This window comes from Cobetia sp. cqz5-12, from assembly GCF_016495405.1.
Taxonomy (GTDB): domain Bacteria; phylum Pseudomonadota; class Gammaproteobacteria; order Pseudomonadales; family Halomonadaceae; genus Cobetia.
In genome coordinates this window covers 2,374,647-2,399,884 of the sequence record NZ_CP044522.1, presented here as the reverse complement: position 1 = coordinate 2,399,884, position 25,238 = coordinate 2,374,647, and the positions used below count along the sequence as shown (strand labels likewise).

The window sequence follows — 25,238 nt, the reverse complement described above, 5'->3', positions numbered from 1 at the left end:
ATGATCTCACAGACTCCCCCGTTGGCCGTGTTACGCGAAGATCTCAAGTTGCACCCCGTCGAGCAGGATCGCGATGGCAAACGGCGCTGGTTGCTGCATGACCCGGTCGCCCAGCGCTTCTATCGGCTGGGCGAGGCCGCCATCGAATTGCTGCCCTTCATTCGCGGTGGCCAGGAAGCGGCAGCCGCCAAACAGGCCAGTGCCAGTCTCGGTCGTGAAGTGCCTGGTGAGCAGTTGCGCGCCCTATCGGAATTTCTGCGTCAGCATGATCTGGTGCGCGGGGACCCCGGGCAGCAGGAACGCTACCAACGCCGTCTTGAGTCGCGCCCCACGGGGCTCAAGTGGTTGATGCATCACTATCTCTTCGTGCGCATTCCGCTGGCCAATCCGGATCGCTGGCTGAGCCGGCACGTCAACAAGGTACGCTGGCTGGGCAGCCGCGGCTTCTTCTGGAGCCTGGCGGTCCTGTTTCTGGTAGGCCTATGGCTGACGGTACGCCAGCTGGATACCTTCATCGCGAGCTTCGCGGCACTGGGCGCTGTCGGCGGCTGGCTGACGCTGGGGCTGGCGCTGGTCTTCGTCAAGATACTGCATGAGCTGGGGCACGCTTTCGTCGCCAAGGCCAAGGGCGCGCGCGTCCCGACCATCGGTGTGGCCTTCATCGTCGGCTGGCCGGTGCTCTACACCGATACCAGTGATGCCTGGCGACTCACCCAGGCCCGGGACAGAGTTGGCGTCGATATCGCGGGTGTCGCGGTCGAGCTCTCGATCGCGGTACTGGCGTTACTATGCTGGCATCTGTTGCCGGAAGGCTTGCCGCGCACCCTGTGTTTCTGGCTGGCGACGACGACCTGGATCATGTCGGCGCTGGTCAACTTCAATCCCTTGATGCGCTTCGATGGCTATTACCTGCTGTCCGATGCCTGGCGACAGCCCAATCTTGAACCCCGCTCCCAGGCGCTGGCACGTTGGCAGCTGCGTGAATGGCTATTTGCCTTCAAGGAAGCGCCGCCTGAGCGTCCGCAGCGTGCCCTGGTGCTATTCGCGGTGGGCGTCTGGGTATATCGCCTGCTGCTGTTTCTCGGGATCGCCCTGGCGGTCTATCACTTCTTCTTCAAGCTTCTCGGCATCGTGCTGTTCGCCGTCGAGATCTGGTACTTCATCATGCGGCCAATCGTGAATGAAATTCGGCGCTGGTTCAGTGAAGGTCGCAAGCCACGCGCCAATCTGGCTCTGTTGCGTACCGGTGTGATCGTCGTGGCGCTGGGAGCCTTGCTGATCTGGCCCTGGCAGAGTGAGTTGCGCCTGCCAGGGTGGCTGGAGCAACCCTCGGCTCGTCTCGAAGCGCCCTTCGGTGGCCGGCTGAGTCTCGATGTCGCCCAGGGGGACGAGGTGAGCGCCGGTCAAGCGCTGGCTACCATCAGTGCCCCGGAAGTCGCCCAGCGGCTTGCCAGTGCCGAGCGTCGCGTGGAACAGCTGGACTGGCGCCGCTCCGCCAGTGGTCTGGATCGCAGGTTGCTGCAGGATAGCCCGGTGGTGCAGGCCGATCTTGACGTGCAGCGCCAACGGGTCAGCGCGCTGCAAGCCGAGCAGGCGACCGGTCAGCTGGAGGCGGCATTCACCGGCAAGGTGCACTCGCTCAATCCTGCCTTGAAAGCAGGGGGCTGGGTCGGTGAAGGGGAGTGGGTGATGACGCTGCGCAATCCCCGGCAGGTGACTCTGACGGCCTGGGTGGAAGAGGAAGAGGTGTTGCGCGTCGATGAGGGAGCCACTGCCTGGTTCTATCCGCTGGCGCCGGTAGGCAAGCCGCTGGAAATGCGCGTGGTCAGCGTCGAGCCTCAGGCAGTCGCAGTGCTTGAGCAGCCGGAAATGGCCGCGCCCTATGGTGGTGACTTGAAGGTTCGCGAGGGTGATGAAGGGCAGCTGGAACTGATGCGCAGCCTCTATCGGGTCACGCTTGAGCCAGTGGATTTCTCTCAGGCGCTGGCACTCTCGATGCCTGGCCGGCGCGGCATGGTCAATGTCGAGACTGAGCCGCGCAGCCTGTTGAGCCGAACCTGGCGTGAAGTGGTGGGGGTCTGGCGTCGCGAATCCGGTTTCTGACACCACTAACCTTCTCTCCTGCACCCAGCCTTCTGAAACAGTGCAGAGAAGCCCAGCCTTTGAGTAGCGTTTGCCGCTCTGAGGCTGGGCTTCTTTCGTCTGATTCTGCAGAGCGGACTTTTGACGACAGGGCTTATGGAGAGGGCTTTGGAAATAGGGCTTTGGAAATAGGGCTTTGGAAAGAGAGCTTTGGAACAAGGCTTTGTGTGATTTCGGAGAAAGGCCGCGCTCTGCTCTGTAGGGCGCCCATGGGCGCTCCGCCTTGATTCGGCAAGCCTCTTGCTCAGCAGTCCCTGACTCAACAAGCCCTGATTCAGCCAGCCCTGGGAGCAAGAGGTCGCACTATTCGAGCGTCATTGACCCTGGATGCCGGGCTGGAGGCCGCTCCGTCAACATGCCCTTGCCGTGGTCGTCATCAATATTGGAGCAGATGGCGATTGTCTCGAGTGGCTCCGGCATGCCCAGCGCATAGCCCTGCACATAATCGGCGCCGATCGTGGCCACGGAGGCAAGTACCTGCGCACTTCCCACGAATTCCGCCACGGTCTTCATGCCCATTTCACGTGCGACCTCGGCAATGGCGCGTGCGATGGAGTAGGAGACACGGTTGGTGTCCATGTCGCGAATGAAGGCGCCATCGATTTTCAGGAAGTCGACGGGCAGGTTTTTCAGATAACCGAAGGAGGAGACTCCACTCCCGAAGTCATCCAGCGCGAAGGAGCAGCCGAGTGCGCCGAGTGCCTCGAAGAAGGCGCGAGCGTCGCCCAGCCGCGTGATGGCAACGGATTCGGTGATCTCGAAACACAGCTTGTCACCTGGGATGCCACTGTCGCGGACCAGCGTGACCAGCAGGTCGCGAAAGCTCGGACTGCTGATGGAGTGCCCGGATAGGTTGAGTGACACCATGGTGAGTCGCTGGGCATGCGCAGGGTGCGCCGCCAGCCAGCTCAGGTACTGGCGAATGACATGTTCATCGATGGCGGCGGACAGGCCATAACGCTCCGCCGCAGGCAGGAAGGCGCCCGGCGCAATGATGGTGCCATCCCGGCCCTTCAAGCGCACCAGCACTTCGTAATGTAGAGCGCAGTCAAGCTCGCAGTGCGGACCCTCGCCTGGCTCTGCATTGACGGCTTGTGCAGTGGCGAGGGTGCTGACTATCGGCTGTTGGTAAAGCACCAGGCGCTGCTCTTCGATGGCTGCGGTGATTTCTGTCAGCCAGTGCATTTCCTGCATGCGTCGTGCTACTTCATCACCGGATTCACTGTGACGATGGATGCGGTTGCGCCCGGCATCCTTGGCTTCATAGCAGGCAGCATCGGCGGCACTCAGCAGCTGATGCGGGTCGTTGTGATTGCTGTCGATGCTCACCAGGCCAATGCTGGTGCTGATGGTGAACAGCTTGTCATCCCACATGAATCGGAAGTTGGTGACGGACTGGCGCATCTCTTCGAGCAGCGCCTCGGCGGCGTCCAGCGTCATGTCGGGCATCAGCAAGCCGAATTCATCCCCTCCCAGGCGTGCGAGACGATCCTGCTTGCGCATGCCGGCGGCAATGACGTCGACCAGCTGGATCAATAGCGCATCGCCGGCCGAGTGGCCACAGGTGTCGTTGACGACCTTGAACTGGTCCAGATCGATGTAGGCGAGACAATGCAGAGCGCGGGTGGCGCGCGCATCATCACAAAGTGTCGTCAGTTCACGCTTGAAGGCGCCACGATTGAGCAAGCCCGTCAGGCTGTCGTGGTTGGCCTCGTGGGCCATGCGCTGCGACATGGTGTGATTGAGCGTGTTGTCGATCAGCGCCAGCAGCGTATAGCCATCCTGGTCTGGCGTAGCCTCGACCGCAGAGACACTGATCTCTGCATGCACCGAGTTGCCGGAGGCATGGATGAAGCGACATTGCTGGGTGAAGAAGTCCTTGCGCTGCTCGATCAGCGCCTGATGTTGTTGCAGGAAGCTTTCCAGGTCCTCTGGTTCGATCAATTCGCGTATCACACTCTGGGACAAGGTGGCAACGGTGTAGCCCAGGATGCTCTCGAGTCGTTGATTGACGCGCAACAGCTGGCCACTGGTGCTCAGGTGCGCCATGCCGACAGCTGAGTGCTCGAAGGTGGCGCGGTAGCGTCGCTCGCTGGCACGCAGGCGTTTCTGAGAGGCCTGTTGCTCGAATTCGGTCATGAGCTGTGAGACGTGATCCGCCACCGAGGCCAGAAACGCCTGCTCATCATCTGCCCATTCGCGTGGGGCATTGCTTTCCGTACAGCAGATGACGGCCACCACCTGGCCCGCCACTCGTATCGGGCTGTCGATGATGGCCTTCACGCTGCAGCGGAAGGTGCCATCAAACAGCAGTTCCTGGTTGGCCTTGGTCACATCGGCCAAGGCGAGAGCATGCCCGGCATCCAGGGCCTCGAAATAGACCCGGTTATGGGTGCGGGTAAGGCGAGTGGGGACTGTGTCATGCGTGGCATCGTGCGGCGGTGGGACCCACGCATCATGGACATGGGCAAGCGAAAGACAGTCGCGGTCTTCATTCATGTACCAGAAGCTTACCTTGCGTATCTGCAGGCCCTTGGCGACTTGCTCACATAACCACGGCAGCAGGCTGTCGAGCTGCGCGCTCTCATCATGGCGAGTGTTGCCGAGCTCGATCAAGGCCGCCTGCTGACGTTCATAGCGGCGTAGCTTGTCGGCCTGGGCATCCTTGGCCAGATGCTGCTGATGGATATCCAGCAATGAGCCGATGAAGCGGTAGGGCGCGCCGTTTCTGACCTCGAATTGAGCGCGCAGCTCGAACCAGCGATGATCTCCCTGCTGGGTGCGGATCAGCAACTCACAATTGAAAGGCGTTTCGCTCAGTCGCTTGGCGTTGATCAAGGCCTTGAAGTCGTCACGCATGTCGGGCGCGACTCTCTCATGCAACGCCTCGAGTGCGGTGTCGAGTGTACCGGCTTCATACCCTAACTGGTTTTCCAGGCGGGTAGAGATGGTCAGTCTCTCGTTGCCGGTTTTCCATTCGATGATGCCATCGGAAATGCTGCGCAATATCCAGCTGGCGCGTGACTGACTGTCTGCGAATTCTGCATTGAGGTAGCTTTGATTGACCTGGCGTTTCAGCGCCTCGGTCGCCAGGTCCGCGAGCTTGTCCAGCCGGGCGAGGACGTCCGGGCTGGGCAATTGTTGACGCGGCTCAGCATCTGCCAGGCTCATGCAGCCGATTATCTCGCCATTGTCTGCCTTGAGAGGCAGGCCGATGTAATAACGAATGCCATCGAAAAGGACCGAACTGCAACCGGCGAGTTCCGGATGTTGACGGGCGTCACACGTGATGAGGGGGCTGGCTTGCAGTACCGCCGCGCCACACAGCGCATCGTTGATGGAGACGGACTCTTGCACGTTGTCGTCCAGACTCAACCAGCGCTTGAGCTGCTCGCCATCACGCAGGTTGATCATCGCCATGGGAGCGCCAGCCAGGTCGGCAGCCAGCTCAAGGATCATCAGGGCCTGATGATCCTCTTCATGCCGCAATGTCTTGATCCAATTGGGAATAATGGATGTATCAAGCCCGAGAGAATCTGGCATCGTGTCGCAGCCTTCCCTGTCTGTAACGGTGATGGGGAGATCAAGATCGCAGACTATCACAGTAAAGCGTTGCCTCACCGTTGTTGGCGTCGGGAGCGCTGGGGGCAGAAAGGACGCTGGGGTCAAGAGGATGCAGGGGGGGAGAGGTAAGAGCGTCAGGGATGGCTGTGACATAATTGTCAGCATGGCGGCCTGACGGGCTGACACGGTCGAGAGGAGTCTGTAAGGAAATGGCGTTGATCAAGGGGTTCTGTATTCTGCTGCTTTGCCAGTTTCTCGGTGAGGTGACGGGGCGTGCGTTGTTGCTTCCGGTGCCGGGGCCAGTACTGGGAATGTTGTTCCTGCTGCTGGGGTTGATGTTGCGAGGGCGACTGCGCAAACGGTTGTTGCCTGCCCCGGACAGAGAGGGGGAAGGAGTACTGCGTGTTGACGAGAATGCCGATCGAGACCTCGGTCAACGTCAGCTGGCCCGTGCGCTGCTGCGGGAACGTGTGCCTGCCAGTCTCAGGCTTGCCAGCAATGGTCTGCTCTCTCATCTGTCGCTGCTGTTCGTGCCTGCGGGCGTCGGCGTGATGGTGCATTTCGAGCTCATCGCACGTGATCTCACTGCCATCGCCATCACGCTGGTCGCGTCGATCGCGGTCACCCAGTTCGTCACGGCGTGGCTGTTGCAACGTCTGATCGATCGAGGTTCTGCGACACCGAGTGGAGCAGGGGGCAAGTCAACCAGCGCCGATGAGGTGTCTTCATGAATCTGGCCCCGCTTGATGCCCTGTGGGTGTACCTGAGCGCTTCACCATTGCTGCATCTGCTGCTGACGTTGGTGGCCTTTCTGCTGGCGATGGCGATCAATCGTCTGGCCCGGGGCGCATCGCTGGCGCACCCGGTGCTGGTCTCCATCGCGCTGATCATCGGATTTCTGTGGCTGACGGACACTGACTATCCCACCTACTTCGAAGGGGCCCAGTTCATCCACTTCCTGCTCGGGCCGGCCACCGTCGCGTTGGCGGTACCGCTGTTCGACCATCTCGATCGCGTCAAGCAGATGCTGTGGCCACTGCTGACGGCCTGTTGCGTCGGAATCGTCACTGCCGTGACCACCACCCTGGGTCTGGCACTGGCACTGGGGGCACATACCCAGGTGGCCTTGAGCCTGGCACCCAAATCCGTCACATCGCCGATCGCGATGGGGATCGCCGAAAAGCTGGGCGGCATTCCCTCGCTGACGGCAGGGCTGGTGCTGCTGACCGGCACCCTGGGCTGTGTGGTAGGCCCCGTTGTCATGCGGTTGGCAGGGGCGCGAGACGATACCGTCAAGGGCTTCACCATGGGCTTGTCGGCGCATGGCATCGGTACTGCGTTCTGCTTCTCATCGGTGAGCACGCTGGCGGGCGCCTTCGCTGGCATGTCGATGGGACTGACCGGTCTACTGACCGCCTTCATCGTGCCGCCTATCGTTGGGCTGTTCGGCTTCTGAGCACGAGGGGGCATTCGTGGAGAGTCGAGCTGAGGGAGCTAGAGACGAGCAAGCGGCAGGCAGGAAGCAGGAAGGCCAGCGCTATCCTGGCACTGCCTTCTGTGGGCTTAAGTTTGCGTTAAGCGCGGCCGTTCATACTGGTGATCAATCCATGCTTCAGCTGAGCGCTTGTGTGTTTGCCAAGGCAATCGCCAGCATGTTTCGTGGAGATGTCACCTCGTTGCCACATGTCTGTCAGTGAGCTGATCGATCATGCTCCTACGCAGGTCCACCAGGCGTGGCATCCACTCGCGCCTGTGTGGCTGGCCATGCCTCGACCCAAGGAAAGCCGTCATGTTCACTTCTCTTGCCCGCACAGTTCTTGAACGCACTGGTCTTGCCCACACCGCTGCAAAGCTCAAGCTCGCTGGCCTTGCCGGGCATCGTGTACTGGTCGAGGCGCCGATGGCCTCCAGCTGTCGAGAGCTCTGTTGGCAGCTGGCGGCGGCAGGGGCTGCATTGATTCTGGTCGAGCGAGAGGGGGATGACCTTGCCTTGCTGTGCAGGTTGTTGCCCACCCCGAGTGGCCAGCAACACCGCCGCCTGTCACTGACGCACGCAGATGTGAGGGGTGACGCGCTATGCACGCAACTATGCAACATCCCGACTTCGGAGCGCCCCGATACCTTGCTGAGCCTGCCGGGCGATGGCCGCTGGCATCTGGAGAGTGGGCGCGCCTGGCATGTGCTCGAACGTGGGGGATGGCCGACTGAGGTGCGCGCCAAGGTACTGGAGTGTCTTGAGGTTCATGGCTCGGCGGATAGCCGACGCGCGCTGCTGGAGTTGATCGTGCAGGCAGACGGCGACTTTTTCGTTCCGCTGCCAACAGCGAAACACTCACGTATCCGGTTGCATACCCCGGCGCTGATCACCGGCGAAGAGGACCCTCTGTTGATGCGTCTGGCGCGTCATCAGGGCAATCATCCTGTCAGTGTGGCGCGTCAGTCGCGCAAGCTGATCTTCCGACTGCGTCTGGCGCGGGCCAGGCACCCGGTCGCGTATGGCTGGCTGATGGCGGGTGAGGCGTTGCGGCGTGTCATCGGCGGGCCGCGCCGCATGCTGGAGCGTGGCGCGCTCGGGCTGCGCGAGCAGAGGATGCTGCTGACGGCGCGTCTGGCCAGGTGGCGCCATGCTCGACATCAGGAGCGTCGCGCACGCAGCGGTGTGTGATGGCTGGCTGATCCATCGATACAGGCGATGTGCCATCCCGCAGTAGGCTTCCAACGTCCGTCACCTTTCGGGTGGCGGACGTCTTGTCTCATGTCCCCCCATGTCCCGATATGACATGGCAGAATCAGAACGATTTCAAGGAGTCCAGATGCGAGTTCTGCTCGTCGAAGATGATCCGTTGTTGGGCGAGGGAGTCAACCATACCCTGCGCCGCGAAGGCATGAGCACTGAATGGTTGAAGGAGGGCGCCAACGTTGCCGCCACGCTCAAGCATTCGCCCTTTGATGTGCTGGTGCTGGACCTTGGCCTGCCGGATCTCGACGGTCTGCAGGTCTTGAGTCACCTGCGCCGTCAGGGCCAGACGCTGCCGGTATTGATCCTGACGGCACGTGATGACATCAGCGATCGGGTACGTGGTCTGGACGGCGGCGCGGACGACTATCTGGTCAAGCCTTTCGACATTGCCGAACTGGTGGCGCGTCTGCGTGCATTGGTGAGGCGCCATGCCGGACAGGCCAGCGGTTGCCTTCAGCTGGGGCCGTTGCGCATTGATCAGGCTGGCCGCACTGTCACGCTCTCCGGTAGTGAGGTGGCGCTGGGACGGCGCGAGTTCGATCTGCTGGAGTTCCTGCTGTTGCATCCCAGTCGTGTCTTCAGCCGGGATCAGCTCGTCGAGCAGCTCTATGGCTGGGATGGCGATGTCGAGAGCAATGTCATCGAGGTACATGTGCACCATCTGCGCCGCAAGTTCGGCACCGGGGTCGTCAAGACCGTACGCGGTGTGGGCTATCGGCTGGGTGAGCTCACGTGAGGTCCATTCGCAGCTTCCTGCGGCGCAACCTGATCGGTGGCGTCGTGATCGTGCTGGGGACGGCCGCCGCCTGGAGCTACTTCGATTCCCGCGAGCAGATTGATGAGCTGTTCGACGCTGAGCTGGCCCAGAATGCACGTATGCTGGGGCGACTCTATCAGTCCCAGCTCGCATCGTTGACACCGACCGCCCGTCAGGAAAAGTTGCAGCAGATGACATCGGGCCAGTTCAGTCTGCGTCCACCCTCCCTGAGCTTTGCCGATGGCCACGAGAAATCCCCGCTGGGACATGTCTATGAAGACAAGCTGATCTTCCAGATGTGGGATGCGCTGGGCCAGCCGTTGCTTGGCCTCTCGTCACGCTCCGTGGCGCTCGATTACCTGCCGGTGCCCGGCTATGGCAGGCAGCATGACAATCACCATGACTGGTTCACCTTCACGTTGTATTTCCCCGAGAGTGGCATCTGGGTCACGGCGGCCCAGCGTGAAGATGTGCGTGATGAACTGACCGGCCAGATTGCGCTGCACAACGTGCTGGCGCTGGTGGTCGGGCTGCTCGTGATCGCCTTGCTGATCGGTGTGGCGGTCTCGCGGGGTTTTCGTCCCGTCTTGCGCATCAGTCATCAGATCACGGCCCGTCAACCGGGGTACCTTGAGCCGCTGGATGCCAGCGAGGCGCCGGACGAGATACGTGGCATGGTGGATGCTCTCAATGGGCTGTTGGCGCGCCTGGCGGACACCCTGGAGAAGGAGCGGCGTTTCACGGCCAATGCCGCCCACGAATTGCGGACTCCCCTGGCGGGTATCAAGGTGCATGCCCAGAATATGGAGGCCGATGCCAGGGAGGAGGCCTCGCGGCGCTCGGCACGCATGATCGTGGATGGCGTCAATCGCATGACGCGAGTGGTGGAGCAGCTGTTGACCCTGTCACGACTGGAAAGTGGTGCAGAAGCACCGCGTCGCCCGGTCGATCTTGCCCAGCTGACCAATGAGCTGGCGCGGGACCTGGGCCCCATGGCTCGCCAGCGAGGCCTCAAGCTGCATATCGAGGTTACCCCCGGCGCTCAGCTGGTCAGTCACGAGAACGGCCTCTACGTGCTGCTGCGCAATCTGCTCGACAATGCGCTGCGCTATACGCCAGAAGGCGGACAGGTGCGCCTGGATATCCGCCGCGACGATGATGGATGGCGTATGGAAGTGGCCGATACGGGCCCCGGAATCCCGCTGCGTGAACGCGAGCGCGTCTTTGAGCGCTTCGTGCGCCTGGCCGGCCAGAAGACTCAAGGCTCGGGGCTGGGCCTTTCGATCGTGCGCGAGCTTGCTGAACGTCTAGGCGCAGAGCTGGCGCTGAAGGAGAGTTCTTTGGGAACGCCGCAGGCGCCGGGGCTGCTGGTGCAGGTTCGCTTCACGACATAGCAGGTTCGCATCACGTCAGGGACAGCGACTGGCGGCCGGGTTGCGTCGGCGGATGCCATGATTGCATCGAATGCATCATGCGGCCGTGATGCTGGCTGGCGCTCGATAATGCCGGCGGGGAGTGCAACTCGGCGATGGTCGGGTGGCAAAGATGGCTAGATTAGCGCTATCTTCATTATATGTTGCAGAGCAGCATGACATTCCCCTCTGTCAGGAGATTCGCATGAGTGAACAACAGTCTTCCCCTGTCCGTGTTGCACTGGTGACCGGCACCGCCAGTGGTATCGGTGCCGCCATCATGCAAGCGATGTGCGATGCCGGGCATCAGGTGCTGGCGGTCGATTTCAGTGATGAGGGGGCAGAGGTCGCCGACAAGGCAGGGGCTGCCTTCTTCAAGGCCGACCTGACGGATGCCGAACAGTGTCGCGCGGCGGTGGAAGAAGCCGTGTCTCGTTTCGGACGCCTCGATATCCTGGTCAACAATGCCGGCATCCAGCATGTCGAGCGCATCAAGGATTTCCCCGAAGCCAAGTGGAATCAGATCATCGCCTTGATGCTGAGTGCGCCATTCACGCTGATCCAGGCGGCCTGGCCGCACATGGAGAAGAACGGCTATGGGCGTATCGTCAACATGGCGTCCATTCACGCCCATGTCGCGTCGCCGGGCAAGGCGGCCTATGTCAGTGCCAAGCATGGCTTGATGGGGCTGACCAAGACCGCCGCGCTGGAAGGGGGGGAAAGTGGTATCACCGCCAATGCCATCTGCCCGGCCTACGTGCGCACGCCGCTGGTCGACAAGCAGATCGCCGAGCAGGCCAAGCTCAATGACATGCCCGAAGATGAAGTGATCGAGAAGATCATGCTCAAGGGCGCGGCGATCAAGCACATGATCGATCCCTCCGAAGTGGCGGACATGGCGGTATGGCTGGCCTCCGACAAGGCAGGCTCGGTCACCGGCTCCAGCTTCAACATGGACCTGGGGTGGACGGCGCAGTAACGACGTACCCTTGAGTATCGACTCATTCCAGGCTGTAAAGAAACACCAAGCCCTCACCATCGATTCGCGCTTGCGAGCGAGGATGGTGAGGGCTTTTGCTTGACCGGCAGCGAAGTGTCGCCTGAGATGCAGAACAGGGCAGCGGCGCTATCTCAGCGCTTGACCGGGCGCTTCTGCAGCTTGCGTTGCAGGGTACGGCGGTGCATGCCAAGGGCGCGGGCCGTGGAGGAGATATTGCCATCGTGCTCGTTGAGCACCTTCTGGATGTGCTCCCAGGTCAGGCGGTTGACCGACGGCGGATTGTCGGAGATCTCGGCGGCAGGGTCGCCGTCTTCGCGGTTGAAGGCATTGAGAATCTCGTCGGCATCGGCGGGCTTGCACAGGTAGTTGACCGCGCCGAGCTTGATGGCTTCCACCGCGGTGGCGATGCTGGAATAGCCGGTCAGCACCACGATACGCGCGTCAGGCAGCAGGGCGATCAGTTCTGGCAACAGCTTGAGGCCGGAGCTCTGCTCCAGCTTCAGGTCCAGCGTGATCAGCTCCGGGCGGTGGCTGCGCGCCACGCTGAGTGCCTGAGCTTCATCACGGGCCACTTCTACCTCATAGCCGCGACGCGTCATGGCGCGCGCCGTGACCTGGCAGAAGAATTCATCATCGTCGATGATCAGCAGTCGGGTTGCATCGCTCATCAGGGTTCTCGCTTGGGCGGTCTTTGCCGCCATCATGTCAGATGAAGGGGGAGGCGCACTTCCGTCAAGGTGCCGCCATCTTCGTGGTTGTACAGACTGACGCCGCCACCGAATCGATTGATGGTGGCATGCGTGAGGAACAGGCCGATGCCCATGCCCTTGGATTTGGTGGAGATGAAGGTCTCACCCAGCTGATCCGCCACCGCCATGGGCACACCATCGCCATGATCGCGGATGTCGATCAGCACTTCCTGATCGCGTTGTTCCAGGGTGATCTCGATATCATCCGGGCAGGCGTCGGCGGCGTTGTTGAGCAGGTTCATCAGTGCCTGCTCGAGCGTGGTGTCCACCAGCATGGAGGCCTGTTCAGCACCGGGCGTCACCTCGACGCTATGCTGCACATCCGGGCGTACCACCAGCCAGCGCTGCACGATTTCCTCCAGCCATTGGGCAGCATTGATGGGTTGAGGCTGCTCCATGCGGCGGCGGTCGGCCGCGGCCACCATCGCCTGCAGGCGTTGCTTGCAGGTATCGACCTGACTGCGCAGCAGGGCAAGATCCTCCTCCAGCTGAGGGTCATTCCTGTCCTTGGCATCCTCGCGCATCTCGCTCAACAGCACCGCCATGGTGGAAAGTGGGGTGCCCAGCTCATGCGCGGTGCCGGCGGCCTGACTGGCCACCGCCAATACCTGTTCACTGCGCAGGGCGGCCTCACGCGTGGTGGACAGCGCCTGATCCCGGGTGCGCAGGGCATGGGCCATCTTGTAGATGAAGTAGGTCACCAGCGACGCCGACAGGCCGAAGTTCAGCCACATGCCGATGACATGCAGGCTGATGCGTCCGCCCAGCTCATAGGTCGCCAGCTGCGGCACCGGCTCATAGAACACCATCAGGAAGCTGTAACAGCCCATGCCGACCGTGGCAATCACCCAGGCATAGCGCCACGGGAGCGTTGCGGCCGCCATGGTCACCGGCACCAGATAATAGGGTACGAAGGGGTTGGTGGAGCCACCGGTATGGAAGAACAGCATTGTCAGACCGGCGATATCCACCAGCAGGTGAATCAGGTTCTCGGTGTCGGTGACAGGATGTGATTGCCCGAGACGCCACCAGGTCGCGACATTGACCAGCCCCATCGCGATGATGATCGAGATGACGGGCAGCACGTTGAGCTGAAAGCCGATGATCTCGATCCCGAAGATGATCAGGATGAGAAAGCCGGTCCAGGTGATGCCGCGTGCGATGGTCAGCCGAATGAGATTTCGGTGCGGCGTGGACAGTGGTGGCGGTAGCGGCTGATTCATGACGACTCCTGCGAGGAATGCGGCCATGATAGTGAATAAGGCTCATAAAGTGCAGCCCTGACGGCCAGTTAGCGCCAAGGCGCTATGGAATTCCCTTCGTTGTTGCCTCTGTGCTGTTTTCTCTGAATTATGCCCGCTTTGTGGCGCTCTCTTCCTGAATCAATGGATCTCAGCCTCGCTCGAAGGAGCCACTCAGCCACGGCGTCACGCGTGTCGGTGTGATGTCGGCCAGATGGGTCTCCCAACTCTCGATATGCGTGAGAGGCTGGCGCGGGTAGTGAGCTGTTGATCTATCGCGCCCAGTGTTGTTTGGCCAGGCGAGCCAGGGCGCATGGCGCTGCATGCCGGCGGGCAGTGTCGCAAGCTCCGGTATCCAGAGGCTGACGTAATGGCCGAGAGGATCATGCTGGCGTGCCTGTTTCATCATGTTGAAATGGCGGTCCCCGCGCGGATCACGTCCGATACCCGCCAGATAGCGCCAGTTGCCCCAGTTGGAGGCGACGTCGTGATCCAGGAGCTGATGTTCGAACCAGGCCGCTCCCTGGCGCCAGTCCACGCCAAGGTCCTTGATCAGAAAGCTCGCCACGTTCTGGCGCATGCGGTTGCTCAGCCAGCCGGTGGCCGCCAGTTCGCGCATGCCGGCATCCACCCACGGTACCCCGGTCATTCCGGCCTGCCAGCGCTCAAGCGCTTCTGACGTTTGCACAGGGCTGGTCGACTGGGCCGCATCGTGGCTTGAGGACTCGCCCATGAAGGTGTGTCTGCCCAGCCGCCGTGCATCCCAGTGGAAATATTCGCGCCATATCAGCTCGACGCGGATCCAGTCGCTGTCCTTGAAGGCGGCCTGTGGATGCTTGCAGTGCTCGGGCAGTGTGGTCTGGAAGGTGTGCAACGCGTCCAGTATCCGTCGCGGCGACAGACTTCCCAGTGCGAGCCACACGGAGAAGCGGGTCGAGAAATCTCCCCCACTGAGGCGATTGCGAGTGGTCTTGTACTGTCCGGCTCGCGCTGGAGTCAGGTACTCCTGCAGTCGTTGTCGGCCGGCGGGCTCTCCGGGGGCAAAGGTGTAGTCGCCGCGGGAGTCGGCCTGCCAATGACGTGCCTCGAACAGTTGCCTGGCCGCGCCCTGAAAGCCACGAGGGGCGGCCTCTGGCCAGCCGGGGAGCCGGGATGGCGCTTTTAGCGGGGCAGGCATGTCGGGAAGGCTCGGACGGGCCTTCTCCAGCTTGCGCCGGAAGGCACTGAAACTCTCGGGGAGTGCGGCGAGCGGTTCCGGCAGCTCGGCTTCGTTCAGCAGCAAACCACTGTTCAATTGCCGCAGGCGACATTGGCTTGCCACCGCGTGTTGCTGGCGTTGTTCCACCACTCCCGTGGCGCGGCGCGTGATGACACCTCGGCAGCCATATTGCCTTGCCAGCTGCCCAATCAGCTGTGCCGCATCGCCGTGGAGGATCAGCAGGTCACTGCCCAGTGCTTGAAGTCGTGTGCGCAGCGATTCCAGGCTCCCGAGCAGGGCATGTTGCCGTCCCGTGCTTAGCGGCTGCAGGCATGGCGCCGCGGGGCTGACGCTACCGAAGGGCTGGAAGGTCGTTTCCGCCAGAACATGTACGACCAGCAGGTGCGAGGCTCGCTCCTCGAGTGCGGCTTGCCATAACGGGTTGTCATCGAGGCGCAGGTCCTCGTTCAACCATACCAGCCAGGGGTCAGTGGACGTCATCGCGCGCCTCCCGTGCCAGCTGGCGTGCATTGTGCCGACAGCGCTGGCTGCAATGACGTACGTCGTCCCAACAGTCCTGCCACTTCTTGCGCCACGTGAAGGGACGCTGGCAGGTCTGACACAGCTTGCTGGGCAGGTGCGGTTTGCGATGCATGCTGGCAAGGCTCCATTAAAACAATACACAACCTATACCATATTTATACATCACACGAAATGGCGGCTAGGAAGTCCTCTGTCATCCTGCTTGCGAGTCCCTTGCATGCCTGCCTCAGTCGCTGCCCGGCAGTTGATCCAGTTGTCGCTCAAGAGTCTGCATGGTGATCAGCAGATCACGGTATTGGCGTGCGTCGACGGCCCCGAGCAGCTCATCCTCGAAACGCCGCGCTTCGGGAATCAGTTCGGCGAGCATGGCCTCACCTTCAGCGGTGAGGGCGAGCAACTGCGCACGCTGGTCCTGTTCGCTCGGACGACGCAGGATCAGTTCGCGACTTTCCAGTGATTTGACGGCGCGCGAGACCCGTACCTTGTCCATGTGGGTGCGCAGACTGACTTCTCGCGCGGTCATCGGCACGCCGCGGCTCAACCAGGCCAACAGACGCCACTCGGCGACATTGATGGCGAAGCGCTCGCCATAGCGGGCGAACATCGCCTCACTGGTACGCTCGGCCAGTCGGTTGAGGCGATAGGGCAAAAACTGGTCAAGATCCAGCTCGCAACGGGAGCGGTCCTGTGAGGTTTTCCCGTCAAGGGCATTGTGAACTTCGGGAGTGTCATCGGTGCGTTGCATCGAGAGTTACCTGACTTGGTGAGAGGGTTGGCATACGGCGTCGGATTGAAAAATTTCAGACGGATGATGTTACTGATGTTACCACTTGCGATAGAAGACAAGACAAAAGTCTAGCAATCAGGCGATTGCCAAGGTATAGGGTTGTCTATATAGTTTCATATGTAACCAATTGGAGCGGTGACGGCATGTCGTGCCGTAAATGCCCCAGGTCATCAGGAGCCGCGAGCCCACAAGGAGATGAATCGTCATGCGCGAGCGCAATGCTGAGTGTCATTATCACGCCGGTTTTCGAAATCATGTCTCCAGCGAGGCGTTGCCTGGCGCCTTGCCGCAGGGCCAGAACTCTCCCCAGCGTTGCCCCTATGGCCTGTACGCGGAGCAGTTGAGCGGCTCGGCCTTCACCGCGCCGCGTAGCCACAATCTGCGCAGCTGGCTTTACCGCATTCGGCCCTCTGTGGTGCAGGGCGCCTACCAGCCCATGGAGATGCCGCAGGTCGCCACTGCACCGTTGGCCGAGAGAATGCCGGATCCCAACCCGATGCGCTGGGACCCCATTGCATTCTCGACAGGGGACTTTCTGGACGGCCTGATCACGCTGGCGGTCAATGGAGATGCCCAGGCGCAGCAGGGCTGTGCCACGCACCTCTATGCCTTCTCTCGCGGCATGCAGCAGCGCTTTTTCTACAATGCCGACGGCGAATTGCTGATCGTGCCGCAACAGGGTGCCATTGAGGTGTGCAGCGAGCTGGGCCTGCTGGAAGTCGCCAGCGGTGAGATCGTAGTGATCCCGCGCGGTATCAAGTTCCAGCTCAATCCGCTGGCGGGCCACGCTCAGGGCTGTCGAGGCTATGTGGCCGAGAACTATGGCGCGCCTCTCGAGTTGCCCTCTCTGGGGCCTATCGGCAGCAATGGGCTGGCCAATCCGCGTGATTTCCTCGCGCCATCGGCGCGTTTCGAGGACGAAACCGGTGACTTCACGCTGGTGGCCAAGTTCGGCGGGCGTTTCTGGTGCGCGAGTCTGGATCACTCACCACTGGATGTCGTGGCCTGGCATGGCAACTACGCGCCCTACAAATATGATCTGGCGACCTTCAATACCATCAACACGGTCAGCTTCGATCATCCGGACCCCTCGATCTTCACCGTACTGACATCACCCTCGGACACCGTCGGGGTCGCCAATCTCGACTTCGTGATCTTCCCGCCGCGCTGGATGGTCGCCGAGAACACCTTCCGCCCCCCGTATTTCCATCGCAATCTGATGAGCGAGCTGATGGGGCTGATCCATGGTGAATACGATGCCAAGCGCGAAGGCTTCCGTCCGGGAGGCGCGAGCCTGCACAACGCCATGACCCCGCATGGCCCTGACGCTGCCACCTTCGAGGCCGCCAGTCAGGCGGAACTCGCCCCCCGCTATCAGGGCAATACGCTCGCCTTCATGTTCGAGAGTCGCTATCTGTTCCAGCCCACCCCACAGGCGATGTCGTCGAGTGCTCGTCAGCGCGACTACGGGTCGGTCTGGCAGGGGTTGGCGTCTCACTTCGCTCCTCATTTCACTCCTCACTTCACCCCGCATCAGCGTTGACGCCTGATTTTTCTCCGTCATCCGATTCCAGGCAATTCCCACATTCTTGCTCATGTTGCTCTTCAAGGAGGCACCCATGAAATTCGCTACCTACCAGGATGGTTCCCGCGATGGAACACTGCTGTTGGTCTCCCGTGATCTGACCCGCGCCGTGAAGGTCGCGGATGTCGCCACGACGCTGCAGGCACTGCTGGAAGACTGGATCTCGCTGGCACCCAGGCTCGAGCAACGCTATGCGGCGCTCAATGAGGGAGCGCTGGCGGATGCCTTTGCGCTGGAAAGCCAGGCGCTGCATTCTCCGCTGCCGCGCAGTTATCAGTGGGCAGACGGCTCGGCGTATCTGAATCATGTCCAGTTGGTGCGTCAGGCACGCGGCGCCGAGATGCCCGAGACCTTCTGGCACGACCCGCTGATGTATCAGGGCGGCAGCGACAGCTTCCTGCCCCCCACCGCCGATATCGTATGCGTCAGTGAGGAGCATGGCATCGATTTTGAAGGCGAGATCGCCGTCATCACCGATGATGTGCCGATGCACGTCAGTCCGGAGCAGGCCGAGAACCACATCCGCCTGTTGATGCTGGTCAATGACGTCAGTCTGCGTGGGTTGATCCCCGGCGAGCTGGCCAAGGGCTTCGGCTTCTTCCAGGCCAAGCCGTCGTCAAGCTTCTCGCCCATCGCCGTGACGCCGGATGAGCTGGGGGATGCCTGGCAGCAGGGGCGCGTGCATCTGCCGCTGAGCGTGCATCTCAATGGTGAGAAGTTCGGTGAGCCCGAGTCCGGGCCAGACATGATCTTCAGTTTCCCGCAGCTGGTGGCGCATGCCGCGAAGACTCGTCCGCTGGGCGCCGGTGCGATCATCGGCTCCGGCACCGTGTCCAATCCCGGCAAGGATGGCGGCCCTGGCAAGCCGATCAGCGAAGGGGGCGTGGGCTACAGCTGTCTGGCCGAAGTCCGCATGGTCGAGAAGATCCTGTTCGATGAGGTTCGCACGCCCTTCATGCGTTTCGGTGATCGCATCCGCATTGAGATGTTCGATCGCGATGGCCAGAGCATCTTCGGCGCCATTGATCAGCAAGTGACGCCGTTGGACGCCTGAAGGCGGCCTCATCAGGTATAACTTCTCAGAGACACGTCTCGGGAAGACGTCGTGTGCCGGTAAGCCTCAAGCCAACTGGAATCGAGGCAGGGGGGGGAGCGTCCGGCATCCAATCGCGCCACAGGAGAGTGCGGCATGAGTTCGATGAGTCTGCATGGCTATTACCGTTCATCTACCAGCTATCGGGTAAGAATCGCGCTGGCGCTCAAGGGGATTGAGGTCGCTCAGGTGCCGGTCAACCTGCTCAAGGGGGAACAGCGCAGCGAGGAGTATCTGGCCATCAATCCCCAGGGGCTGGTGCCGACCCTGAGGGTAAGAGATACGGACACATCAGTAGCGCTGACCCAGTCGCTCGCGATCATGGAATATCTGGAGGAGCGCTGGCCCACCCCGGCGTTGTTGCCCTCGGCGCCGGAGGCGCGTGCGAAGGTGCGCGCACTGTGCCAGTTCATGGCCTGTGAGATGCATCCGCTCAACAATCCGCGCGTGCTCAATTATCTGACGAATCGGCTAGAGGTCACCCAGGAACAGCGCCTTGAGTGGTACCGCCACTGGGTCGCCGAGGGTTTCGCGCGTCTGGAAGTGATGCTGGCGGAAAGTGCAGGGCGTTTCTGCCATGGCGATAGCCCGGGCATGGCGGATACCTGCCTGATGCCTCAGCTCTACAATGCGCGGCGCTTCGAGTGTGAACTCGAGGACTATCCGAGAATTCTGGCCATCGAGGCAGCCTGCCTGTCACTGAAAGCTTTCCAGCAGGCGCACCCTGAACGTCAGCCAGACTGCCCGGCCCCCTGACCCTGGTGATAGCCAGACTCGACAGCGCCTCACCCGACACGGTGGGGCGCTGTCGTTTCAGGAGGCCCCTCGACACCGGAACCTGTCTATCAACCATGTGGCGCCTTCATCGAGCTGTGCATTGCGACGTGTCGACAGCCCGATGGGACGATGAAACAGTGGATGATCGAATTCAAGGAATTTCAAGCGGTCTTCAAGATGGGGGAGCGTCATCTTGACCGGCATGGCTGTCAACAGATCAGTCGAACTGACGATCTCGAGGGCAGCGCTGATCGCGCCTACTTCACAGACGATATCCAGTGTCTCGACACCGGATTCCAGCAATGCCATTTCCGTCTGCTGTCGCAACAGACTGTCGCGGGAATGTGCCAGCCATGAGTGAGATTGAAGGTCCTTCGGTGAGACTTTCGTCTGGTGAACCAGGGGATGATCTGCCCGACAGAGTATTCCTATCCTGTCCTCTACCAATGGTGAAAACGTGATTCCCGTATCGGCATTCATCACATCACGCGGACCAATCACGATATCAACTCTCCCTCGCGACAGCATGGACCGCAATTCAGGGACCAGTCCCACTTGAAGGTCGACGCGCCAGCCGGGTTTTTCCTCCAGAAACTGAATCAGAATCTGCGTCAGATAGCGCCCAGCCACGATGGGAGGGGCGCCAATGCGTACGATGCCGCGCTTGCCTTCGGCCATCAGGCTGGCATCCGTCTCGGCCTCGGCCTGTGCGGCACGAATCGCCATTCCGGTTCTGGCCAGGCGTTTTGCCAGTGCCGTCGGCAGGGAACGCTTGCCTGAACGCTCGAACAATGGTGAGCCGAGTCTTGCTTCCAATCCGCGCATGTTTCGACTTATGGCGGGTTGTGTCAGCCCCATTCTTTCGGCAGCCAATTGGAAAGATTGCTCTTCCACAATGGCCGAGAGTTGAGCCAGATGACGCGGATCGATATTCATATCAACCTGCTATGCAAGATGTCGGAATTGATATTTTTCATCATAAGACAACGAGGCTAATCTGACGTTACAACAATAGGAGTACGCCATGAAAACCCATGCTGGACGTGCACGATTTCTCGCCATCACGTTGCTTTTTACCACCTTTCTTTCCTCTGGATTCGCCGAGGCCAGGATCTACAAGGGAGAAACCGCCGGGGCGGGGGACTCGGTGCATACCATGTTCGTATCATTCGTCAATCAGGCGCGATTGGCCGATGTGGATATCCAGGTCAATGCAGGCCAGACGCTGACGAAATCCATGCTCAATGGCGCACGCGGCAGAGTGGACTTCTTCTCTTCCGTCCCGTCGCTGGTCGACATGATGGCAGAGGGAGCCGGGATGTATCAGCCGATCACGAACGCTCCGGAGCTTTCGACTCACCTGCGCGCCATTCTGGGCTTTCAAAGCGGTGTCTATCACCCGGTGACACTGGAAGGCTCGGGAATCACTGACTGGGACGATATCGCGGGCAAGACAGTCTTTACGGGCCCGCCTGCGGGCTCGGCCGCTGCCACTTCCGAAGCGCTAATCCGCGGTATCACCGGCTATGAGCCGGGCAAGGACTATACCGCCGTTCGCCTGAGCTGGGGGGAAGCCTACGAGGCGCTGGCGGATGGCAAGATCGACATGATGATTCGTCCCTCGGAAATCGGTTCAGCCAATATCGAGCGTTTCGGTCTCACCGATGAATTCAGAATCCTTTCCATCCCTGACAGTGCCATCACCTCCCATCGACTGGATGACCTCATCGGCCAGGCTGGGCGGGGCACGACGAGCTTCGACGGTGATCTCTACGATGGTCAACTGACCCAGGGCAAGATCACGGCTCTCGCCTATTACCAGTTCATCGGCACCAATGACAGCGTCTCCGATGACGTGGTGTACCACGCGACCAAGGCATTCTGGGAGCACCTGGCCAGCGTGCAGAGCAGCGCCTCCTTTCTGAAGACCGTGACCCCGGATACGGCGTTCGCCGGTATCAACGTACCGCTGCACCCCGGTGCACTGCGCTACTACCAGGAGCAGGGCTACGACATCCCTGCGGCCTTGAAAGTCACACAATAACAATCGCCTGGAACGGCCACGTACATGTGACCGTTTGCCTGACTGTAGAAGGAACTCGCCATGAACGAACAGGCCACGGTGTCACATCCCTTATTACGTATATTGTTCTTCGCCTCCGTCGCGTGCTGCGGAGTAATCGGGGCGATGTCGCTCTACTCGGCCGGTATCGGTCTGATAGATCCCACATGGCACCGCACGCTGGGGTTTGGCCTGGCGCTCGTGATCGGCGTTGCCGCTGCGCGCCGCAAGCAGCTTTCCGCCGCACCGCAAGGCTCGGGTTACGGCATCCGTCATATCGCGGTGGATCTGCTGTTGCTCGGTGCAGGTTGCTGGGCAATCGTCAGCTTCTTCGTGGTCCAGAGTGAAATGCAGGTGGTGCTCTACGACGTGACCCGCCAGGATGCCTGGCCGGCGCTGGCCGGGTTGTGCGTATTTCTCGAGCTGTGTCGGCGTCTCTGGGGCTGGGGGCTCTTCGCTGTCGGGGCGCTGGCCGTGCTCTATCTGCTGTTCGGTCAGAGTCTGCCCGGCATTCTGGAACATACGGGCTTCACGCTTGCAGAAGTGGCCGAGAACCTCTGGTACAACACCAACAAGGGTGTGTTCGGTTCCATCACCAATATCGTGCTGGGGACCGTCTTCATCTTCATCATCTTCGGTGTGCTGCTGGAAGGCACCGGTGCCGGGGATACGCTGCTCAAGTTCGCTTTCCTCGCCACTCGTCGCTCGCGTGGCGGGCCCGCGCACGCCGCCATCCTGGCATCTTCGTTGTTCGGTACGATGTCAGGCTCCACGGTCGCGAACATCGTCGGTACCGGCACCTTCACCATCCCGATGATCAAGAAGCGGGGCTTCACGCCTGCCTTTGCCGCGGGTGTCGAGGCAACAGCCTCCACTGGCGGTCAGATCATGCCGCCGATCATGGGGGCAGCCGCACTGGTCATGGCGGACCTGACCGGCATGGGCTATCTGAACATTGCCATCGCGGCGCTGGTGCCGGCACTCTTCTATTACTTCAGCCTGTTCGCTGCGGTCACCATCGAGGCACGTCGCCAGGGCGTCCAGGTGCAACCGCTGGAGGTAAAGGACAAGATCACCCGGCTGGATGTCTTCAACTCGATCCTGTTCGTGGGGCCGATCCTGACGGTCATCATCTCGCTGGTCATGGGCGTCTCCACCTCGGCTTCCGGCTTCTATGCCACCCTGGTACTGGTCCTGCTCTCCGTCATCAATCCTGAGGTTCGCCGTGACCCGATGCGCCTGGTACGCTCGTTCATCACCGGGAGTGCCAGCGGTGCCTCGCTGCTGATCGCGATCGCGGCCATCGGGATTCTGGTCGGTGCATTGGATTCCACCGGTCTTGGACTCAAGCTGGCCAACGTGATCGCGATGCTGCGTGGCGACAGCCTGTTCTCGGCACTCTTCGTCGCCATGATGGGGGCACTGGTCTTGGGGATGGGCATGCCGACCCTGCCGGCCTATCTGATCATCGTGCTGGTCATGGGGCCTGCCATTCAGGCGCTCGGGCTATCGTTGCTGACGGCGCACATGTTCGTCTTCTACTACGGGGTCGCCTCGTCCCTGACGCCACCGGTGGCGATCGCCGCCTATGCCGCCGCTCCCATCGCGGGCGCAAACCCGCTCAAGACCTCGCTGGTGGCATTCCGCCTGGGGCTGGCGCAATTCATCATCCCCTTCATCTTCGTCTACTACCCGACACTGCTGATCGTCGAGGACTTCTCCCTGGCGTCCTTCCTGTGGATCGCGGCTCGCACCGCCTTCTGCATCTGGCTGTTCTGCTCGGCCATGGCGGCCTTCGATCGGGAACGCCTCTCCGTCGCCGAAGTCGTGCTGCGTTTCCTGGTGGCATTCCTGTGCCTGGTGCCGGACCCGCTGATCCATCTTCCTGCTGTTGCCATGGGCGCCTTGCTGGTGGCCTTCCATCTGCGCCGTACCCAACCCATCGCCAACGTGACCGGAGCCTGAATCATGACTGCACGTCCGAACTTTCTCTTCATCATCACCGATCAACACCGCGCCGATCACCTTGGGTGCTATGGCAATGGCGTCGTCAAGACGCCCAACATCGATCAGCTGGCGGCGAAGGGGACACGTTTCGAGCGCTTCTATGTCGCCAACCCGATCTGCATGCCCAACCGTGCCTCGATCATGACGGGGCGGATGAGTTCACTGCACGGTGCGCGCCACAACGGTATTCCTCTCTCGCGCAACCACACCACCTTCGTGGAGCTGCTCAAGGATGCAGGCTATCGCACTGCGCTGATCGGCAAGTCCCACCTGCAGAGCTTCACGGGGCTGCCTGCCACCAATGTCTTCACGGCCGAAGAGGGCAAGCAGGCACCGTCCGCCTCGCTGCGTGATGCCTTCAAGGACAATCGGCACACTGAGGACTATGAGCTGGAGAATACCCGGCATTGGGAAACGCCTGTCGCGGAGCGGCTCGCAGGAGATTTCTACGGATTCGAGCATGTCGAGATCGCCGCAGGGCATGCTGATGAGGCCAGTGGTGACTATCTGTTGTGGGCACGTCAGCAGCGGGCTGATTTCGACGACCTGGTCGGGCCCGAAAACGCCTTGCCGGATCAACGCTACCAGGCGCCACAGGCATGGCGCACCGCCGTGCCGGAGGAGCTTTATTCCACCAGCTGGATTGCGGAGCGCAGCCAGGCATGGCTGGAGGAGCAGGCCGCTTCCGATCAGCCATTCTTCCTGCAGATGTCATTCCCGGACCCGCATCATCCCTTTACCCCGCCGGGCAAGTACTGGGGCATGTATAGCCCTTCCGATATCGACCTGCCCGCGAGCTTCGGCAAGGGAGATTTGCCGCCGCTCCTGGCGATGCGCAAGGCGCTGGAGGAGGGGACCGACCCACGAGACAATCAGAGCCCCTTCGCGGTGACCGAGGATGAGGCGCGCTCCATCATCGCGCTGACCTACGGCATGATCCACATGATCGACGATGCCATCGGGCGGGTGATGGCATCACTGGAATCGCTGGGGCTGGCGGAGAATACCGTGGTCGTCTTCACCTCCGATCACGGTGATTACATGGGCGATCATGGCTTGATGCTGAAGCTGCTGCTTCACTATCAGGGGCTGGTGCGTACGCCCTTCATCTGGCACGACCCCCAGCATCCCCGGGATGCTGACTGTTCCACCGAGCTTGCCTCCTCGGTGGATATCGCCTCGACGATACTCGCCAGAGCAGGGATACAGGAGTTCAACGGCATGCAGGGGCGCGATCTGCTGTCGACATCGGCACCGGAAGCCGTCCTCGTCGAAGAGGACAGTCAGCGCACCATGACCGGCTTCGAACGTCCGCAGCGGGTGCGGACGGTGATCACCGAGCGCTATCGGATGTCGGTCCGCCATGGAGAGGACTGGGGCGAGCTCTATGATCTGGAGAACGACCCCGATGAGCTGGTGAACCTGCACGATGACCCCGACCATGCGGCGGTACGCGCCGAGCTTACCGATATCATGCTGCGACGCATGATCGAGCTTCAGGACCGCGCTCCGCTCCCGGCCTACCGTGCCTGATGGCTGCCGATCCAAGCCTTGCAGCGCTGATGGCCCGCGGGGCTGAAA

General features: G+C 61.3%; 20 protein-coding genes. 13 read left to right on the top strand and 7 right to left on the bottom strand.

What is annotated here, in order from left to right; all coding sequences use genetic code 11:
* Complete coding sequence (locus tag F8A90_RS10110) at window positions 1-2,103, top strand: HlyD family efflux transporter periplasmic adaptor subunit (protein ID WP_200016915.1); 2,103 nt, start codon at window positions 1-3, stop codon at window positions 2,101-2,103.
* A 342-nt stretch (window positions 2,104-2,445) separates the two neighbouring features.
* On the opposite strand, the gene F8A90_RS10105 is transcribed toward F8A90_RS10110, so the two are convergent.
* Window positions 2,446-5,871 carry a sensor domain-containing phosphodiesterase gene (locus F8A90_RS10105; protein WP_200016914.1) on the bottom strand — a complete coding sequence of 1,142 codons (3,426 nt, stop codon included), beginning with the start codon at window positions 5,869-5,871 and terminating at the stop codon, window positions 2,446-2,448.
* A 44-nt stretch (window positions 5,872-5,915) separates the two neighbouring features.
* Between F8A90_RS10105 and F8A90_RS10100 the strand changes: the two genes are divergently transcribed.
* From F8A90_RS10100 to F8A90_RS10075, 6 genes are all read left to right on the top strand, one after another.
* The gene (locus tag F8A90_RS10100) at window positions 5,916-6,437 is read left to right on the top strand and encodes a CidA/LrgA family protein (protein ID WP_200016913.1); all 522 of its coding nucleotides are present in this window, start codon (window positions 5,916-5,918) and stop codon (window positions 6,435-6,437) included.
* Complete coding sequence (locus F8A90_RS10095; protein ID WP_200016912.1) at window positions 6,434-7,162, top strand: LrgB family protein; 729 nt, start codon at window positions 6,434-6,436, stop codon at window positions 7,160-7,162. Before F8A90_RS10100 ends, F8A90_RS10095 begins: the two co-directional genes overlap by 4 nt.
* A gap of 333 nt (window positions 7,163-7,495) precedes the next feature.
* Entirely contained in the window at window positions 7,496-8,371 is an 876-nt protein-coding gene (locus F8A90_RS10090; protein ID WP_200016911.1) for a hypothetical protein, read from the top strand.
* Window positions 8,372-8,519: 148 nt separating this feature from the next.
* The gene (locus F8A90_RS10085; RefSeq protein ID WP_107334631.1) at window positions 8,520-9,182 is read left to right on the top strand and encodes a response regulator; all 663 of its coding nucleotides are present in this window, start codon (window positions 8,520-8,522) and stop codon (window positions 9,180-9,182) included.
* Window positions 9,179-10,597 (top strand): ATP-binding protein, encoded by a 1,419-nt coding sequence (locus F8A90_RS10080; RefSeq protein WP_200016910.1) that lies wholly within the window; start codon window positions 9,179-9,181, stop codon window positions 10,595-10,597. The genes F8A90_RS10085 and F8A90_RS10080 overlap by 4 nt, the downstream gene beginning before the upstream one ends.
* 223 nt (window positions 10,598-10,820) lie before the next feature.
* On the top strand, window positions 10,821-11,594 hold the full coding sequence (locus F8A90_RS10075) for a 3-hydroxybutyrate dehydrogenase (protein ID WP_166019935.1): 774 nt from the start codon (window positions 10,821-10,823) through the stop codon (window positions 11,592-11,594).
* Between the two features lie 152 nt (window positions 11,595-11,746).
* Here the strand turns inward: F8A90_RS10075 and F8A90_RS10070 are convergent, their stop codons facing one another.
* The 5 genes from F8A90_RS10070 to F8A90_RS10050 all read right to left on the bottom strand — a co-directional run bounded on the left by F8A90_RS10070 (window position 11,747) and on the right by F8A90_RS10050 (window position 16,091).
* Window positions 11,747-12,283 carry a response regulator transcription factor gene (locus tag F8A90_RS10070; protein WP_200016909.1) on the bottom strand — a complete coding sequence of 179 codons (537 nt, stop codon included), beginning with the start codon at window positions 12,281-12,283 and terminating at the stop codon, window positions 11,747-11,749.
* Between the two features lie 32 nt (window positions 12,284-12,315).
* Window positions 12,316-13,587 (bottom strand): ATP-binding protein, encoded by a 1,272-nt coding sequence (locus F8A90_RS10065; protein ID WP_200016908.1) that lies wholly within the window; start codon window positions 13,585-13,587, stop codon window positions 12,316-12,318.
* 169 nt (window positions 13,588-13,756) lie between these two features.
* Entirely contained in the window at window positions 13,757-15,304 is a 1,548-nt protein-coding gene (locus F8A90_RS10060) for a DASH family cryptochrome (protein ID WP_200016907.1), read from the bottom strand.
* Window positions 15,291-15,458 carry a DUF2256 domain-containing protein gene (locus tag F8A90_RS10055; protein WP_200016906.1) on the bottom strand — a complete coding sequence of 56 codons (168 nt, stop codon included), beginning with the start codon at window positions 15,456-15,458 and terminating at the stop codon, window positions 15,291-15,293. The genes F8A90_RS10060 and F8A90_RS10055 overlap by 14 nt, the downstream gene beginning before the upstream one ends.
* Window positions 15,459-15,572: 114 nt before the next feature.
* Window positions 15,573-16,091, bottom strand: a complete 519-nt coding sequence (locus tag F8A90_RS10050; protein ID WP_200016905.1) for a MarR family winged helix-turn-helix transcriptional regulator — start codon at window positions 16,089-16,091, stop codon at window positions 15,573-15,575.
* Between the two features lie 247 nt (window positions 16,092-16,338).
* On the opposite strand from F8A90_RS10050, the gene hmgA reads away from it, so the two are divergent.
* The 3 genes from hmgA to maiA all read left to right on the top strand — a co-directional run bounded on the left by hmgA (window position 16,339) and on the right by maiA (window position 19,567).
* Complete coding sequence (gene hmgA / locus F8A90_RS10045) at window positions 16,339-17,676, top strand: homogentisate 1,2-dioxygenase (RefSeq protein WP_200016904.1); 1,338 nt, start codon at window positions 16,339-16,341, stop codon at window positions 17,674-17,676.
* A 76-nt stretch (window positions 17,677-17,752) separates the two neighbouring features.
* The gene (locus F8A90_RS10040; RefSeq protein ID WP_200016903.1) at window positions 17,753-18,772 is read left to right on the top strand and encodes a fumarylacetoacetate hydrolase family protein; all 1,020 of its coding nucleotides are present in this window, start codon (window positions 17,753-17,755) and stop codon (window positions 18,770-18,772) included.
* Window positions 18,773-18,916: 144 nt separating this feature from the next.
* Window positions 18,917-19,567 carry a maleylacetoacetate isomerase gene (gene maiA / locus F8A90_RS10035; protein WP_200019978.1) on the top strand — a complete coding sequence of 217 codons (651 nt, stop codon included), beginning with the start codon at window positions 18,917-18,919 and terminating at the stop codon, window positions 19,565-19,567.
* A gap of 57 nt (window positions 19,568-19,624) precedes the next feature.
* Here the strand turns inward: maiA and F8A90_RS10030 are convergent, their stop codons facing one another.
* Window positions 19,625-20,524 (bottom strand): LysR family transcriptional regulator, encoded by a 900-nt coding sequence (locus F8A90_RS10030; RefSeq protein WP_200016902.1) that lies wholly within the window; start codon window positions 20,522-20,524, stop codon window positions 19,625-19,627.
* 88 nt (window positions 20,525-20,612) lie between these two features.
* On the opposite strand from F8A90_RS10030, the gene F8A90_RS10025 reads away from it, so the two are divergent.
* From F8A90_RS10025 to F8A90_RS10015, 3 genes are all read left to right on the top strand, one after another.
* Window positions 20,613-21,632, top strand: coding sequence for a TAXI family TRAP transporter solute-binding subunit (locus F8A90_RS10025; protein WP_200016901.1), 1,020 nt, complete (start codon window positions 20,613-20,615; stop codon window positions 21,630-21,632).
* 144 nt (window positions 21,633-21,776) lie between these two features.
* Window positions 21,777-23,615 (top strand): TRAP transporter permease, encoded by a 1,839-nt coding sequence (locus tag F8A90_RS10020; RefSeq protein ID WP_200016900.1) that lies wholly within the window; start codon window positions 21,777-21,779, stop codon window positions 23,613-23,615.
* Window positions 23,616-23,618: 3 nt separating this feature from the next.
* Complete coding sequence (locus F8A90_RS10015) at window positions 23,619-25,190, top strand: sulfatase family protein (RefSeq protein ID WP_200016899.1); 1,572 nt, start codon at window positions 23,619-23,621, stop codon at window positions 25,188-25,190.
* Window positions 25,191-25,238 lie beyond the last annotated feature (48 nt).